The sequence below is a fragment of the Methanosarcina mangrovi genome, from assembly GCF_052057765.1.
Classification (GTDB): Archaea; Halobacteriota; Methanosarcinia; order Methanosarcinales; family Methanosarcinaceae; genus Methanosarcina.
This window is the reverse complement of the sequence record NZ_CP195120.1, coordinates 4,148,470-4,164,639: the sequence shown is the minus strand read 5'-3', so window position 1 is coordinate 4,164,639 and position 16,170 is coordinate 4,148,470. Positions and strand designations below refer to the sequence as shown.

11 protein-coding genes and 1 pseudogene are annotated in these 16,170 nt (G+C 44.5%); 8 read left to right on the top strand and 4 right to left on the bottom strand.

All coding sequences use genetic code 11. From position 1 onward, the window contains the following. The first annotated feature begins 1,241 nt into the window (after nucleotides 1–1,241). On the top strand, nucleotides 1,242–2,030 hold the full coding sequence (locus tag ACSAZL_RS18455; protein WP_440946036.1) for a helix-turn-helix transcriptional regulator: 789 nt from the start codon (nucleotides 1,242–1,244) through the stop codon (nucleotides 2,028–2,030). A 76-nt stretch (nucleotides 2,031–2,106) separates the two neighbouring features. Next, entirely contained in the window at nucleotides 2,107–3,030 is a 924-nt protein-coding gene (locus ACSAZL_RS18450; protein ID WP_440946035.1) for a ribose 1,5-bisphosphate isomerase, read from the top strand. A 121-nt stretch (nucleotides 3,031–3,151) separates the two neighbouring features. On the opposite strand, the gene ACSAZL_RS18445 is transcribed toward ACSAZL_RS18450, so the two are convergent. Continuing rightward, a complete protein-coding gene (locus tag ACSAZL_RS18445) occupies nucleotides 3,152–3,814 on the bottom strand; it encodes an ABC transporter ATP-binding protein (protein ID WP_440948899.1) in 663 nt (220 codons plus the stop codon). 640 nt (nucleotides 3,815–4,454) lie between these two features. Between ACSAZL_RS18445 and ACSAZL_RS18440 the strand changes: the two genes are divergently transcribed. Then, nucleotides 4,455–6,749 carry a CDC48 family AAA ATPase gene (locus ACSAZL_RS18440; protein WP_440946034.1) on the top strand — a complete coding sequence of 765 codons (2,295 nt, stop codon included), beginning with the start codon at nucleotides 4,455–4,457 and terminating at the stop codon, nucleotides 6,747–6,749. Between the two features lie 276 nt (nucleotides 6,750–7,025). Here the strand turns inward: ACSAZL_RS18440 and ACSAZL_RS18435 are convergent, their stop codons facing one another. From ACSAZL_RS18435 to pyrH, 3 genes are all read right to left on the bottom strand, one after another. Beyond that, nucleotides 7,026–8,141 (bottom strand): ABC transporter permease, encoded by a 1,116-nt coding sequence (locus ACSAZL_RS18435; RefSeq protein WP_440946033.1) that lies wholly within the window; start codon nucleotides 8,139–8,141, stop codon nucleotides 7,026–7,028. A gap of 68 nt (nucleotides 8,142–8,209) precedes the next feature. Further along, the gene (locus ACSAZL_RS18430) at nucleotides 8,210–9,391 is read right to left on the bottom strand and encodes a hypothetical protein (protein WP_440946032.1); all 1,182 of its coding nucleotides are present in this window, start codon (nucleotides 9,389–9,391) and stop codon (nucleotides 8,210–8,212) included. Nucleotides 9,392–9,581: 190 nt separating this feature from the next. Further along, the gene (gene pyrH / locus ACSAZL_RS18425) at nucleotides 9,582–10,283 is read right to left on the bottom strand and encodes a UMP kinase (protein WP_440946031.1); all 702 of its coding nucleotides are present in this window, start codon (nucleotides 10,281–10,283) and stop codon (nucleotides 9,582–9,584) included. 303 nt (nucleotides 10,284–10,586) lie between these two features. On the opposite strand from pyrH, the gene ACSAZL_RS18420 reads away from it, so the two are divergent. The 5 genes and pseudogenes from ACSAZL_RS18420 to ACSAZL_RS18400 all read left to right on the top strand — a co-directional run bounded on the left by ACSAZL_RS18420 (nucleotide 10,587) and on the right by ACSAZL_RS18400 (nucleotide 16,044). Continuing rightward, nucleotides 10,587–12,374, top strand: coding sequence for a hypothetical protein (locus ACSAZL_RS18420; protein ID WP_440946030.1), 1,788 nt, complete (start codon nucleotides 10,587–10,589; stop codon nucleotides 12,372–12,374). Nucleotides 12,375–12,521: 147 nt separating this feature from the next. Then, nucleotides 12,522–13,103 (top strand): nickel insertion protein, encoded by a 582-nt coding sequence (gene larC, locus ACSAZL_RS18415; protein WP_440948898.1) that lies wholly within the window; start codon nucleotides 12,522–12,524, stop codon nucleotides 13,101–13,103. Between the two features lie 233 nt (nucleotides 13,104–13,336). Beyond that, nucleotides 13,337–13,912 carry a TetR/AcrR family transcriptional regulator gene (locus tag ACSAZL_RS18410; protein ID WP_440946029.1) on the top strand — a complete coding sequence of 192 codons (576 nt, stop codon included), beginning with the start codon at nucleotides 13,337–13,339 and terminating at the stop codon, nucleotides 13,910–13,912. Nucleotides 13,913–14,279: 367 nt separating this feature from the next. Then, a complete protein-coding gene (locus tag ACSAZL_RS18405; RefSeq protein ID WP_440946028.1) occupies nucleotides 14,280–15,149 on the top strand; it encodes a DUF362 domain-containing protein in 870 nt (289 codons plus the stop codon). After that, nucleotides 15,142–16,044 (top strand): annotated as a pseudogene (locus ACSAZL_RS18400) (permease). The gene ACSAZL_RS18405 and the pseudogene ACSAZL_RS18400 overlap by 8 nt, the downstream one beginning before the upstream one ends. Nucleotides 16,045–16,170 lie beyond the last annotated feature (126 nt).

The following is a 16,170-nucleotide window of genomic DNA, read 5'->3' as shown; positions in this document are numbered from 1 at the left end:
TGCGATCTTATTCCTCATTTATCCAGCATCAGAAGAGTCGGACTTCTCCCCCAATTTTATTTCTCATTTACTATTTATCGCAGGTGTGCTTTCATTGAATTTGTCCATTTCTGTATGATTGACATTTATAAAAAGAAAAAAACCCTACTTTGGGAAGTAACATCGGAAGATAAACTAAGTCAGCTTATGAAAAATTGAACTAATTTATGAAATATTAAGTGGATATGCGAAAAATTAAACAGACTTAAAAAATCCTTACGCTTAAAAAAATCCTTACTTCAGTGAAAAGAGTTCAGGCTTTACGTTATTTCATAATTAGGATAATAGGGACCGTAATTTTCCCTTGTACAGGTCCCTACCGATGATCCAACCCCGTTGGACTGAGAGTAAAAACCCCTAACTCTCAATCTCTGTCATTTTTTTACGGTTTCTAATTATATAACATAAACGATATGAAAAATTGCTTACTAACCAAAAAATTAAAGTTCTTATTTTTTTAGATTTTCTTGAAATATTTATTTACATTAAATTTTTTGTTAGTATTAAAACTTTCAACAGAATTGAAAAAGATTAATATTTTTTTGTTTTCTTTCCTCCTCAAAATTTATTATAGGATTCGAAAATACACAATTAGAGTTTTTTCAACTCAAAAAAATTCAAGTCTGAGTTTTTAGCTAACGATTTTCGCAATCAGAAGCCTCACTTTTCATAATTACTCCAACCCAAACTAACTTACAGAATTTATTTTATTAAGTTATACTGTTTTTTATAAAAGTTAAATCCCCTAATAGGCTGGATTACTCAGTTTTTTATGGATCTGAACTCTTAAAAAAGATTGGTGTTAGAATTGGGAGCCGTTTGCCACCTCTGATTCGGCTCCCAATTGTGTGATTCAACCCCTACGATTAAGAGATAAACCCCTTAACTCTTAATCGTCAACTTCTTCTTTATGTTATAGAGGTATATAACCTATACGACCTTAAAATTTGTTTCACATTAAATAATTTAGCAGCTTCAAAATCAAGGTCCTTTGACCTGAAAGTTCGATTTTACATCCCCATTTTTTCTGATTTGTTTACTCTGAAAAATTTATTTAGATATATACTTTTCTGTAAATGCCTTGAAATAAAAATTTTTCACATAGATATATAGTAATTTTTTGTTAATTGTTATTGTTTTTTGGAAAAAGCAGTGAAATCTACGAAAAATACTTATCACGTGCTTACGTATATCTCAAAAACATGAACAGCCAGCTTCTTGAGTTGATTTTCCTTTCTGAAAAAAGAAAAGATATTCTTTTATTCTTAAAAGAAGGGCAAAAAACTACCGGAGAAATAAAAGAATATCTGAATTCCAGTGCGGTAGCTGTGCTTCCTCAGCTAAAAAAATTAAGGGAAGATTCTCTGATATTAAAGACAGAAGATGTTTACACCCTGTCCCCTCTTGGCATAGCAGTTGCCGGGAGAATGCAGGCAATGGTGAGTTTATTAAATGTTTTTGGTAAACACTATGAGTACTGGTCAAAACATGCAGTTGAGTGCCTCCCCCACTCTTTAAGGACCAGAATTGGAGATCTGGAGAACTGCACATTTTCCGAACCGCCTGACTGGACCCACCTCTTTGAACCTCACAGAGAATTTGTGGAAAAACTTTCAATATCAAGACGGATAAGGGGTATCGCCTCTATTTTCCATCCTCTTTACCCGTATCTTTTTCTCTCTTTCGCAGCAAAAGGAGCAGATGTCTCTCTTCTTGTCACCCGTACGGTTTACGGGAGGATAATGGAGGAATACCAGACGGAATTAAGAGAATTTTTAAAGTTGTCGAATTCCAGTTTCTATGTCTGTGACGAAAAAATAGATTTTTCTCATGTTGTTACTGACAGGTTCCTCTCTCTGACGCTTCCTTTTTCAGACGGCACTTTCGACCATAAACAGGATGTCCTGTGCTTCGATCCCGCTGGCCTTCGGTGGGGAGAAGACCTTTTTGTTTACTACAGGGGCAGATCCGAAGAAATAACCGGAGTTTGAATTTAAGTAATCCGGGACTAAATTCCGGCAATGCAGGAAGATAGCTATAAATCGGACTCTATCTATCCTTTATATTATGGAAAAAGTTCAGGAAACCGCAGAAAAGATCCGGACAATGGAAATCCGGGGCGCAGGCAGGATTGCAAAAGCGGCTGCCGAAGCCATCAGGGATTATGCTGCAGGGCTGGAAGCAGCTTCAATGGAGGAGTTTGCAGCCAGCATCCAGGAAGTTTCGAATTTTCTTATCAGTACCCGCCCAACAGCTGTTTCCCTTCCGAACGCCGTAAAACTTGCTTCAAGGTATTCTTCGGGAAATGTGGAAGAAGCAAGACAGGAAATCATCACAAATGCAAACCTTTTTATTGAAAGAGCAGACCGCGCACTTGGTAAAATCGGAAAAATCGGGTCAAGAAGAATTCAGGATGGAGACGTTATTATGACCCACTGCAACTCTCATGCTGCTCTTTCCATAATCACCACGGCTTTTGAAGCCGGAAAAGAGATTTCGGTAATCGCTACCGAAAGCCGCCCGCGGTGCCAGGGCATATTGACGATCCGGCACCTTAACAGCTTTAGCATCCCAACAACCCTGATCGTAGACTCTGCCGTACGTTACTACATGAAAGATGTGGACAAAGTCATCATCGGGGCGGACGCAATTGCAGCCAACGGAGCTCTTGTAAACAAGATAGGAACTTCTCAACTCGCTCTTGCTGCCCATGAAGCCAGAAAAAGTTTTATGGTAGCCGCCGAGACCTTCAAGTTCAGCCCGAGCACCATCGTGGGAAACCCGATAGAAATCGAAGAAAGGGCTGCAGATGAAGTAATCGATCCTTCCGTCCTTGCAGGTCTCCCTCATGTGCAGGTAAGAAATCCGGCTTTTGACTTTACCCCTGCAGAATACATTGATATGATCGTAACTGATATCGGAATCATCCCGCCTGCGATGGCATATACTGTCATAAAAGAACACCTGGGATGGGAAATCGGAGAAATCTGAAGGATAGAATTCTTTTTTAACTTCTTTTCTTCTTTCCTTTCCTTTTTATCTTCTTTTTATTTTTTTCTTCGTTATTCTCTAATTTTCTCTTCGTTATTTCTAATTTTCTCTTCGTTATTCTCTAATTATCTCTAATCGTCCCGTCCGTGATCCTGAGCACCCTTGAACATTCCTTTGCAACCTCGGGGTCATGAGTTACCACAAGAATTGTCTGTCCCTTCTGGCTCAATTCCTTGAAAACCCGCACAATGGAGTCCCGGGTTTTGCTGTCCACCTCTCCGGTCGGCTCATCTGCAAGGATCAGGGCAGGTTTATTTGCGAGTGCCCTTGCAATCGAAACCCTTTGTTGTTCTCCCCCGGACAGCTCGGTGGGTTTATGGTTTAGGCGGTCTCCCAGGCCCAGGTCTTCAAGCAGGGCTTTTGCCCTCTCTTTTCTCTCTTTTTTTGGTACCCTGGAAAAGCGCATTGCAAGTTCCACGTTTTCAAGGGCAGAAAGGGTCGGGATAAGGTTGTAGTGCTGGAAAATAAACCCTATTTTCTCTCTTCTCACGCCCGGAAGCAGCTTTTCGGGAACAGAGGTAAGGTCTGTCCCGTCGAGAATGATTTTTCCGTCCGTGGCTTTTTCAAGAGTGCCTATCAAAGCAAGGAGGGTTGATTTCCCCGAACCTGAGGGTCCCATTATGGCAAGGAGCTCCCCCTTTCTGACGGTTATGCAGGCACAGCGGAGGGCATGGACAGGAATTTTCCCCTGCATATAGGTCTTGGAGAGGTTTTCGACCTGCATAATGATTTTTTGCCCTTCATCTTCGGAACTGCTGAGTTTGTCTTGTTCTTTTAATAGCCTTTCTTTAACCATTTCCAGCCCTTCAGTCCTGTTTCACGCAGCTTCAAAGCCTTCCATAGAGTTTATCTCCAAAGCTTGTTTTGCTGATCACGATTAAGAGCCTACCAGAAAAAGTACTGTGGCCTGCTTAACTCTTACAATTGACAATATATACACCTGAACGGATACTCGATGTTGTACACTTATGGTACCTTTACAGCTTCATTTTTTATTTTTCGGATGGGCTCGCATACAAAGGAATCACTGTTATATCGAATGAATGTTGGCATTTTTGCAGACTACAAGGAAATTGGGAAATCGTGTTAAAATAGTTCCCGCCGTATGGAAGAATCTAAAGCCCCAACTATATAACATCAACTTTTAATTTATATTGGTTTCTGAATTATATTTCTCTGGATATTATATATTCCGGGCAATAATTTTTCATTGTTACATAATTTGAAGACACTTTCATCGGCATTAAAATGGGATAAATTCGCAAATACAACACCAGGAACGGACATGGACTCGTCTGTCCATACAGTAACAGGGGTCGATTTTTAAGAAGTATTGGTTTCTAACGTGGAGATGGGGGTATTCTTTGACTGACAGGGAAAAGATAACTGTAAAACTAAAAGTCGCAGAAGCCGATCAAAGAGATGTCGGAAATGGAATTGTCCGGGTGGACGAAGATTACAGGGAAAAATTGAGCCTTAAGCCCTTTGACGTTGTAGAAATTAGGGGCGGGAAAACAACTTCAGCTCTTGTGGGTCGCCCTTATCCCAGTGATGCAGGGCTTGATATTATCCGTATGGATGGGCTTATCCGTAACAACGCAAAGACCAGTATAGGGGAATATGTGGATATTCGCAAAGCAGACTGGAAGGAGGCAAAGAGTGTAACCCTTGCGCCTGTAGCCAAAGGAATGCAGATCTATGCTCCAAGCGAAACGCTTAAAGCTTTATTCATGAACCGTGCGGTTTCGAAGGGAGACTTCGTTTCCACTACAAGCGTGAGGCGGTCCAGGCAAAGGGACCCCATCAGTAAAGGGACCATGTTCGAAGGTTTTTTCCAGGACTTTTTCGACCAGGATGCGGGACAGTCTTTTGGTCTTGGGGAAATAAAATTGCAGGTAGTCTCTACTTCCCCCTCTGGCATAGTAAAGATTACAGTCGCGACGCAGATTGAGCTTTTACCGGAAGCTGCAGAAATAACCCCGGAACAGAATATTCCCACTGTCATGTATGAAGACCTGGGTGGGCTCAAAGACGCTATTACCAAGATAAGGGAAATGATAGAGCTACCTTTAAAACATCCTGAACTTTTTGACAGGCTGGGAATCGATGCTCCAAAAGGAGTACTGCTTTACGGACCGCCCGGAACGGGAAAGACAATGCTTGCAAAAGCAGTTGCAAACGAGACTGATGCTTACTTTATCTCAGTCAATGGTCCGGAAATTATGTCCAAGTATTATGGAGAGTCCGAAAAAGGGATCAGAGATGTCTTCGAAGAAGCAGAGAAAAATGCTCCTGCAATCATTTTTCTGGATGAACTCGATTCCATTGCACCTAAGAGGGCGGAGGTAACCGGCGAAGTCGAAAGGAGAGTTGTAGCTCAACTCCTTTCCCTGATGGACGGGCTTAAAGCTCGCAAGAACGTGATTGTGATAGGGTCAACCAACCGCCCTGAAGCAATTGATATGGCACTTCGTCGCCCTGGCAGATTTGACAGAGAGATTGAGTTAAGGGTTCCGGACACTGAAGGAAGGCTTGAGATTTTCCAGATTCACACAAGAGGTATGCCACTTGCCGAAAACGTAAATCTCATGGACCTCGCTCAGATAACTTATGGGTTTGTAGGAGCTGACATTGCTGCACTTTGCCGGGAAGCTGCAATGAGTTCCTTGAGACGGATTCTCCCGAAGATTAACCTCAATGAACCTGAAATTTCAAGTGAGATCCTTGACACACTTCGGGTCACAAGGGAAGATTTTGAAAATGCCCTTAAAGATGTCCAGCCGTCTGCTATAAGAGAAATCCTTATCGAGATTCCTAACGTAAGCTGGGAAGATGTAGGCGGCCTGGAGGAAGTAAAACAACTTCTGAAGGAGGCTGTGGAGTGGCCCCTTAAAAGTCCGGAATCGTACAGGGATATAGGAGTTGAGGCTCCCAAAGGAGTGCTTCTGTATGGTCCACCGGGTACTGGAAAGACGCTCCTTGCAAAAGCCATTGCCCATGAGTCCGAAGCTAACTTCATCACCGCAAAAGGAAGCGATCTGCTTTCCAAGTGGTACGGAGAGTCCGAAAAAAGGATTGCCGAGGTTTTTTCACGGGCGAGGCAGGTTGCTCCATCTATTATCTTTCTGGACGAATTAGATTCTCTTGCGCCTATTCGCGGAGCTTCAATAGGTGAGCCACAGGTCACTGCCAGGATCCTGAACCAGCTTCTTTCCGAGATGGACGGGCTTGAGGAACTCAGAGCCGTAGTGGTAATAGGAGCAACCAACCGTCCTGATATTATAGATCCTGCTCTCCTAAGGCCTGGACGTTTTGACGAGTTAATTCTCGTTCCCGTTCCGGATGAAGGAGCTCGAAAGGAAATTTTTAAGGTCCATACAGAGAAAATGGCTCTTGCAGAGGATGTTGACATTGAAAAACTCGTTTCTCTGACAGATTGGTACACAGGTGCTGACATTGCAGCTGTGTGCAAAAAGGCAGGAAGGAATGCATTGCGCGAGAACCTTCACGCTAAAGAGGTAAAGCAAAAACACTTCCTTCAGGCAATTGAAGAAACAGGACCTTCAGTTACTCCGGATACCATGAAATATTATCATGCTGTACAGGGTAGCCTGAGAACAAAACAGTCCAAAGAAATAGAAAGTCCATTTTACATATGAGTGAAAGATGGGAAGTTAAATCTTCTTTTTTCTTTCTCTTTATATTTCCTCAAACTTTTTGGCCTGGGTGGAGCCAATAGTTTCATGATAGAGTTATAAGATTCCTGCAGATGAGTCTTCAATCCATTAAGTAGCTCTTTTCTTCAGGTAAAAGACAAATTGTAGTTGTGGCTGCCATAGTGTCCTATGGGGGCCTATATGATGTAAGCATTATCTTTGCAGGTACTGTCAGGTCTTCGGGGGATCAGATAGTTTTCCAGTGCTCCGGTCCCCATCTCATGCATGCTTCAAAGCCTCCATCGGACTCATCTTCGAAGCCCTGTAAGCCGGATAAAGTCCTGAAAGAGCCCCTATCAGCAAAGCAAAAAGCATGGCAATTACAAGGAGCCTTGGAGTTATCAGGAAAAGGACGATCCTTGTCGTTTCAAGCCAGGCATTCATGATCTGGACAGCCCCTACACCAACTATAATTCCAAGTATTCCACCTAAAAGGCCCATGAATGAAGCCTCTCCGAGAGTCAGGAGCAGGATATCCCGCGTTTCTGCGCCTATGGCTTTCAAAATCCCGAACTCCCTTGTCCTCTCGGCAACGGACATAAGCATCGTATTCATTACGCAAAGCCCACCTATGATTGCTGCAAGGAGCCCTGAGCTGATAGTGATTACACTGAAAATCATGAAGGACTGTCTCGCCTGTACCTCAAGTTCTCCCGGAGAAAGGGTGCTTGTGCCTTTCACGCTTAATTCTATGCGCTTGGAGAGCATCTCGGCGTCCACCCTCTCGTCAGGCACGGCAAAAATATAGGATACCGAATCGCCCACGTTATACAGGTCCTGGGCAGTCTCAAGGGGAATGATCACGGCATTATCAAAGATCGAACCGGTATAATCAAGAATTCCGACTACGGTAAAATATTTGTCGTGGATTTCGAATTTGCTGCCTACCTCAAGTCCGTATTCTCTTTTGATGTTGTTCCCGACAACCACACTGTAGGAATCTCCGGGATTGAGGAAGCGGCCTGCTTTCAGCTCCACCGGGTTTAGGGCAACGCTGGACTTTTCGGGAGGTACACCAAGGATTTGCTTTCCGGTCATGCCCATCTTGTCCTCATCAAAGGTGGTCATCAAAAGCCCGTAGGCGTCTTTTACCCCGGCTACCCGCAGGACATCGCTTACCTTATCGTCCGTAAGCCCCCCTCCGAAGACCCCGCTTTCGGCAAAAACCCGGATCTTATCGCTGGTTACACTCATGGAACGCTCGAAAGTCTGGTGGAAATTCTCGGACATTGCGCCCATAACTATAACTGCAAAAATCCCGAGGGCTATCCCGCAGATTGTCAGTGCGCTCCGGACTTTCCTATTCGTTATGTTTCGGATGATCAGGTCAAACATAATAATCCCGCGTACGGATGCGTTTTAAACTGTCAGCTTAAGTTATTGTTCTGAACTTCTCGAGACACTTAGCACGCTTTTTTCCCTCTCTTTTTTCTCCCCAGCAAAATTGCAAAACACAGGAAAATTCCAAATGCTGCCTTAATCCCGAAGGCTGGTGACTCTTCCGAGGGAGGTATTTCAGCTACTGGTTCAAATATCCGCAGAACCGTTTCGTGGCTGTCAAGGACTTCCCCTTCCAGGTTTAGCACATAAATCTTCACATTATAGTCACCCCTGGGGACTCCCTGCCAGATAATTCCCACGGTATCTTCTTTTCCTGCGGTCAGGATATCGGCAGTTTCTTCAAAGACCTGCGCATCCCCTTCTTCAGGAGTCAGCGCGACCCTGATTATCCCGTCAAAGGGAACCTGGGATTTCCCTACAACCGTAACGCTTGCTCCGTATTCGTCCACATCGATGTCCGTATCGAGGATTTCCACTTTTTCTTCCGCCCTGAAGTCCGATGTATAGGCTGTGGTAACGTCAGGGGAGTGGGAATGTACCTTCAGGAGCGCCGTGTAATTTCGGTCTTTTTCGAGCAGGAAGGGCCAGATAATTGCTTTATAGTATGCGTCCGTTACGGGGACGTTTTCCGTCTTCTCGGAGTATATTATGTCCGTGCCTGAAAGGAGTTTAAGGTCCAGGTCTACCATGCCGGGCTCGGGCATCTGAACGAACCCGAGATTTGCAGAGCTCATAAGGGTTATCAGAACGGAAGCTTTTTCGGAATCTGCAGAGAAATCCACAATTTTGAGGTTTGAAAGATACTGGTTTTTGTAGGAAAAGGAAAGTTTCCGGGATTCGAGCGTTTTGCTTCCGTCCTTTACAGAAAGTTGTGCTGTATAGGAGTCCCTGTCTTTTCCATAGTCCTCTTTAAGCCCCCAGAAAAGGACTTTCGTGATCTCCTGCCCTTTCTCTACGGAGCCAAGGTTAAAAGTTTCCGATTTCAGAATTTCTTTTCCCGAGCTCAGGGTGAAAACAAGGGAAACGTTTTCAAGGGGCTCTTCAAACCTGACTGTTGCATCGCTCAGGTCATGGTCTGAGAAAAAATCAATAATGAGGTTATTTTCTGCTTCGGCAGCTGTCCCGTTCGTTGCCGCTGAAACAGGTCCTGCCTGGACACAGAAGAAAATCAGGAATGCAATCAAAGAAAATAAACGGAAAGTAGAATCTCTCTGTTTTAAACAGTTCTTTTTTCCTGGCAGCATCAAGCCCGGTTCCTCCTTTTTCCAAAAACTGCCGGGAACCAGAGTCGGAGACATATCTGGCTCTCTGCGATATGAATGTATGTAGGAACCTCTATGTTTAAGTTTTGATATCTTTGAGTCTGATTTTTTGATTTATTGGAGTTCGATTTAATCCTCTGAAAAGGGCTTAAAATCCCTGATTTCAAGCTTTTTATTTTCTTGCTGTAATCCAGGTCCCGCATGAGACCGGAGATTTTTTAGCTGCCTCTCCGCCCAGAATTTCTCCAAGCAGGGCAGGGTCCCGGGCGTCCATAACAAGGGCATCAAGCTTGCAGCGTTCGATGATCTTTGCGGCTACGGGATCGACCGGGGATTTGGAGCCTGCCTTCATCTCGATTGCCATGACTATGCTGATGAGCTTTTCAGGGGAGATTATGTCATATTTTACTGCACTCGGGTCGCAATTGGGGTCTGAGGAATAAACTCCGTCAATCGAGGTCGCAATTGTCAGCAGATCTGCCCGCAGATACTCGGCAAGGATTGCAGCTACGGCATCCGTGGTCTGGCCGGGTGTTACTCCTCCCATTACCACAACTTTTCCCGAGTTTATGGCCTTTGAGGCTTCAAGATAGTTTGTGGGAATTTCAGGATATGCGTCAGGCCCGAGAGCTGCAATAAGCAGTCTTGCGTTCAGGCGAGTGATCTCGATGCCTATGTAGTCGCAGGTTACTTCATCTGCCCCCATAGCCCGTGCAGCACCGATATAGTTCCGTGCCGCTTCCCCACCGCCAGTCACTACAAGCAGTGTATGTTTTTTGGATATGTCGCGCAGGACATTTGCATATTTTAAAAAACGATCCGAATCAAGGTTTTTTGCGAGAATTGAACCGCCTAATGAGAGTACCATGAGCATGATGATCTCTACACATTGACAATTCGGATTTTTAAATGTATCGCTGATATTTTTTACTAAAAGTTTTCCACATTATTCCCATTTTCAATGCGATGCAGGGTTTCTGAGGTTTTCCGTTCTACACCTTTTCCAATATTTATGAAGGAGATTTACACAGTTTTACTTGATTTTTATCTGTTTTTCTATCCGAATTTTTATTTTCTTACGGTAGTCACAGTGTTAATACATAACTATTTACATGGCTAATTTTAAACTATTGAGGGAAAATACTCTCAATGTACTTTCTGGAGGAGGCAATATCTTTTGAATAACGAAGTATATGCTGCAGTAATGGCTTCGGTCTCATGCATTCAGAATCTTACGAATGATAGAATAGAAGCCCTTACCAAAGGTCATGGGATGACAAATATAGCTGCTATCTGTGCTGCAAACGCTATCTCTACGGAGCTTTTCCGGGGCGCGAATATCAAGCTTACCGATGACGATAGCGGCAGCCTGGAAATCGATCAGGTTCTCAAAAAAGGTATTGAAGCTGCAGAAGAAGCCGGAGCAAGCCCGGCAAATGCAGCCCTTTTTGCAGCTACGATCTGCTACTTTGCAGGCTCCAATGCCCAGGCCGGGGTTCCCGCGGGGAACAGGAAGCTCGGGGCTCTTGCCCGTATGATCGCCGGAGCCGATAGGACAGGAGTTATAGCAATTCCCACTCCCAAGTCCAATAATAAGGTCTCGGGTTTTGCGGCTGTTCAGGCTATTTACAACGCCATGGCAGAAGGCAAACTCACCCGTATAGATGGAAGGAAGCTGCCTCTTGGCGTTGCCGGAGGTCCTCTTTATGGGCACAACACTCTTGGAGAAGATATCGGTTTTCCTGAAGTTGCTATGAATGCGGCCAGGATTGGGACCGAAGCCATGATGCAGGCCTATTGGGGGGCAGGGATTTCCGCAAGCCCCATAATTTCGGCTGTTCTCGGAGCCGCAGCAGCTCTTGAAATTGTTCATCCCGATGCTTTTGTGGGGGAGGAATACGGCGGTTTCTTTGAGGTAAATAGTGCCTACCTTGCAGGCAAAGCTGCGTGCCAGGCTGCAGGCATCCCGGAAAAGCTCCATATGCGTGGCACGGACGAAGAATATGACTCTTTTCGGCTGGTAGGAGATCTCGGAGTCATCTTGAAAGATATAGGAGCTCCCACTGTTGTCGGGATGATGTCTTTTGGCGAGATGCTGTGCGCTTTTAAAGAGTCTGTGGAAATAGGGGCAGGGTTTTCCGGCGGACCTATAATGCCTCCTCTAGGGCATATGACTGCAGACACCATAATTGTCCTGAGAGCCCTGATTAAGTTTGGAGGCAATACCGAGCAGGCTGCAGATATCGTTGCAGAAGTAAAAAAGAACGAATGGCTTGACCCGGAAATTGCCTCGGTCGCCCTTAATACGATTGCAAGAAAAACCGAACAGGTCCGGAGAGGCCCTATTACACGTACCATGATCCTCGGGACTGACGGCGTTCGCTCAGCCGCCATAGTCAGGAGGGCAAAAAAGGCATATGAGGACATAAAAGCCGGAAAGTCGGTAGAGGACGTTGTGAAGGAACTGGACCTGGAAAGGAAGAAAACTGTTGAAACCAGGGCAGCTGCAATGCTCGGAGCTATGACAGGGCACGATATCAGGATCGAAATCAAAAAAATGGTCGGAGGTGCCCGCAGATGCCATCCTTTCACGAATTCGTATTACGGGTTTGACACGGACGCCGATGTCGAACTAACTGTAGACGGCAGAACTTTCGAACTGCTGGGGCTTGGACAGAACGTGATCCCGGATGCTATTTTCAATGACCGAAAAGACCTTCTGGAGATTATACCCCTTGCAGCCATACCCGTCTGCGAACTTCAGCTTTCGGGGCACTCAATTATTAATATCACGGTACCTGCAGCCGTTGCAGCTGCAATGAAAGTTACCGACCCGAAAGATGTTGCAAAGCTTGCAGAAAAGGGGGGGAAGTCCTGTTCAGCTGCAATTCCGGGAGCCCGGGAAAAGGCTGTGGACGTTGCAAAACTGGCAGTCAGAATAATGGAATCCATGGAAGGTATCTGAGTACCATCCGGATGAAACCACACCAATCCACAAAAAACGGCCCTGAACCGGGCAGAGGAGAAAGGGTTTAAGTTACAGGCTTAACCCCGTTTTCACCTCTGCCCTTTTCCGTTTTTGAAATCAACGGGAGGTCTCTTTTTGCTTTTGATGACTAACATTGACAATATCACCTGCGACCAGGTTCCCTACCTGATCGAGGAACTGATGAAACTTGGAGCCAAAAACGTACATGTAATACCCGCCATTACAAAAAAAGGCCGGAGCGAATATATTTTCCTTATCGACGGGGAGGAGGGGAACTTTGAGACCCTTGCCGAGTTCATGGCTCTGGAAACCGGAACTCTCGGGGTCAGGCTTTTGAAAACCGAGCATTATCCCTTTGACTACGAGCTGAGGACACTCTGCCTTTCTTTCAGGGACGAAAATGACCTGCTCCTCTGGGAAGGGGAAATTGATATAAAAATAGTTATGGGAAAAGAGCAAAAGCCCCTTTCTGCCAGGGTGGAGTACGAAGAACTTAAGGAACTGGCAAGCCAGGTAAGGGAAGCGGGCCTGAAGCTTTCAATGTACGAAATTAAGGAATTGATCGAAGAAAGGGCCCTGAAAGGCATAAAGGACTTTACGGTCAATTTCAATGACTGTGGTCCGGGACCGGATAATGAGCCTTTATCCGCTATGTCGAAAAAACTGTACTGTAAGAATAAGACGAAAACCTGCTTAGAGAATTAAACCCCGGTTTTTATCTTTTTTCGGAGTAAGGACCCTTTTCCCAAAAGCCTTTCTTATTCTGGAATATTTTTATAGTGAGAGGTATCATCATAAAATGTCTTTTATCCATAGTTGCCAAAGATCTCCTGTGTACTACAACACTTAGCAAGAGTTAAGTAAAAGCACCATTAAGTATTTATAATAACAGAATATTAGATCATAACTGACTAATCAGTCAATTGTAGAGAGAATACATGAAAGAACAGATCAAAGACAAAAAAACAGCAATTATGGATGCTGCTCTGAAGCTCTTCACTGAAAGAGGTTTTCATGGCACCTCCACCGCACAAATCTCAAAAGACGCAGGTGTAGCCACAGGCACCCTTTTTAATTACTTTCCCACAAAGGAAGACCTTATAAACAGCCTATATTTTGAGGTTAAAGGAGAGTTAAGCCAGGCTATGGGGAAAGATATCGAAGCTGAGAGTACCTTTCAGGATAAATTAAGAAAAATATGGTCAAATTTAGTCAAGTGGGGAGTAGACAATCAGGAGGAATTCCTTTTTGTCGGTCAGTTCTGCTCATCCCCCTATATCACAAAGTTTACGCGTGATGAAGTGATGAAAGAGTATGTGTTCCTCCATAAGCTTGTGGATGAAGGAATAAGAGCAGGAGAGATCAGAGACTTTTCCGCGGAGCTGACTATTGCAATGTTTTATCAGGGTAGCAGGACAGTAGTGAACCTTATCCTTGATTCAGATCCCTCGCAGGATGAAAACAGGATTACAGAAGATGGATTCCAGATTATCTGGAGAGGTCTGTCCAAATAATATTTTTTTCACCAACTTGTGAGTGATTAGTCAGTCATATACTATATTAAGGTATTCACTATCTAAAAAAAACAGGAAACCAAAGGTATCTTTCCGGGCATTACTTGAAGGATTTACATTTATAAAAACTTAAAACAGCCCAGTACAAATGCGAGGAGGAAATATGAAAAGACATTTTGCTATTCTGTTAGCTTCCCTCCTGATGTTTTCTCTGATTGCAGGATGCATCGCGAATGAAAGCAGCAACACCAAAAGTAACATCTCAGAGAATGTATCTGAACCGTTGATAGTAGATAGCATTTCTGATGAGGAGTCTCAAGCGATAGCTGCTCCGGACAGCGTCGCGGACGGAGCACCACAAGTCTATATGACCACTGATATCAGCTCGGAAGGGCTAATGGCAGTTTACGAAGCACTGGGCCGTGATGGTACTGGTACCGGAAAAGTAGCGGTAAAAATCACCACGGGTGAGCCTGGTGGTCACTATTATCTTTCGTCTTATTTGATTAAAGACCTGGTACAGTCAGTGAATGGAACGATCGTCGAATGTAATACGGCTTACGGTGGCGGTCGGGCTGAGACGGCTATGCATAAACAGGTTGCAGAAGATCATGGTTATACTGCCATCGCGCCTGTTGATATTATGGATGAAGAAGGCTCTATCTCTCTGCCTTTTGAAAATGGCAAACACTTAAAAGAAGATCTGGTCGGTTCCCATTTTGAGAATTATGATTCTTTCATCATACTTTCCCACTTTAAGGGACATGCCATGGGAGGTTTTGGCGGAGCGATCAAAAACATGGCAATCGGCGTTGCATCTGCAGAAGGAAAAGCGTTCATCCATAGTGGTGGAGAGAGTACAGATCTAAATGATATCTGGAATATTTTTACCAATACTGAACAGGATGTTTTCTTAGAGTCGATGGCTGAAGCAATTGGCGCTGTCATGTACAGTCTGGGAGATAATATTGTCTACATCAATGTGATGAATAATCTCTCTGTTGACTGTGATTGTGACTCAAGTCCTTCTGAACCAACAATGGAAGACATCGGCATTCTGGCATCTCTCGACCCTGTAGCACTGGATCAGGCATGTGTGGATCTTGTTTATGCAGCTCCTGACGGACAGGACCTGATCGAGCGTATCGAATCAAGGAACGGTGTACATACGCTTGACTATGCGGAAGAACTTGGTCTGGGAAGTCAGGAATATGAATTGGTGATACTGGATGATTGATGTACTCCAGAGGGAGTTTATTTATCTGTGGTACTACTTCAGCATCCAATTCAATCAAATTGCAAAATATTGGGCATTTGGTATTTTCCTGGGCTCGGTAATTTCCGTATTTGGTAAAGACAGGATCCACAGGTTGTTTGTTTCAATTCAAAACAAACGCCTTGGAGTATTCGGAGTGGTTCCGGCAGGTCTGCTCGGAATCGCCTCTCCCCTTTGTATGTATGGTACCATCCCCATTGCAGCGTCATTCTCCGAAAAAGGCATGAGAGATGACTGGCTGGCTGCTTTTATGATGAGCTCCATTTTGCTGAATCCCCAACTACTCATTTACAGCGCCGCTCTCGGCAGGACAGCGTTTGTCATACGTTTTGTTTCATGTTTAATTTGCGGTATCCTGGCGGGGCTTTGTGTCCGGCTTTTTTTCCGGAACAAGAGCTTTTTCAATTTTTCCGGATTCTCAGAACCGGCAAATCGAGATACGGATCCCAATATGCTGATACGCCTGCTAAAAAACATCTGGAGGAACGTCAAGGCAACGGGAGGCTATTTTCTTATTGGTATCGCCCTCTCGGCAATGTTTCAGCGTTATGTGCCTTCCGATTCGTTTGCCGCTCTTTTCGGCAGTTAGCGAGGATTTGGCGTGTTGTTGGCAGCAACGGTAGGGGTGCCTCTATATGTGTGTGGTGGGGGTACGATTCCCTTGCTGGTGGAATGGCTGCATTCCGGCATGAGCATGGGGGCTGCTGCTGCGTTTATGGTCACCGGTCCGGCAACAAAAATTACGAACCTTGGGGCTGTCAAAATTGTTCTCGGTGTAAGACGCTTTACCATCTACCTGTTATTTGCAATCCTGTTTGCAGTTACAACAGGGGTTATTATAGATTGTTTTTTGTAAGTGCTTTAGTATCGAACCTATACTGGCTAAAAACAATTTTTCACTCCTTTTGTGAGTGATTGGTCAATCAAAGCAAATATATACTACGAACACCACTATTAATGACTGTTCAGTCAGTCAGTAGCA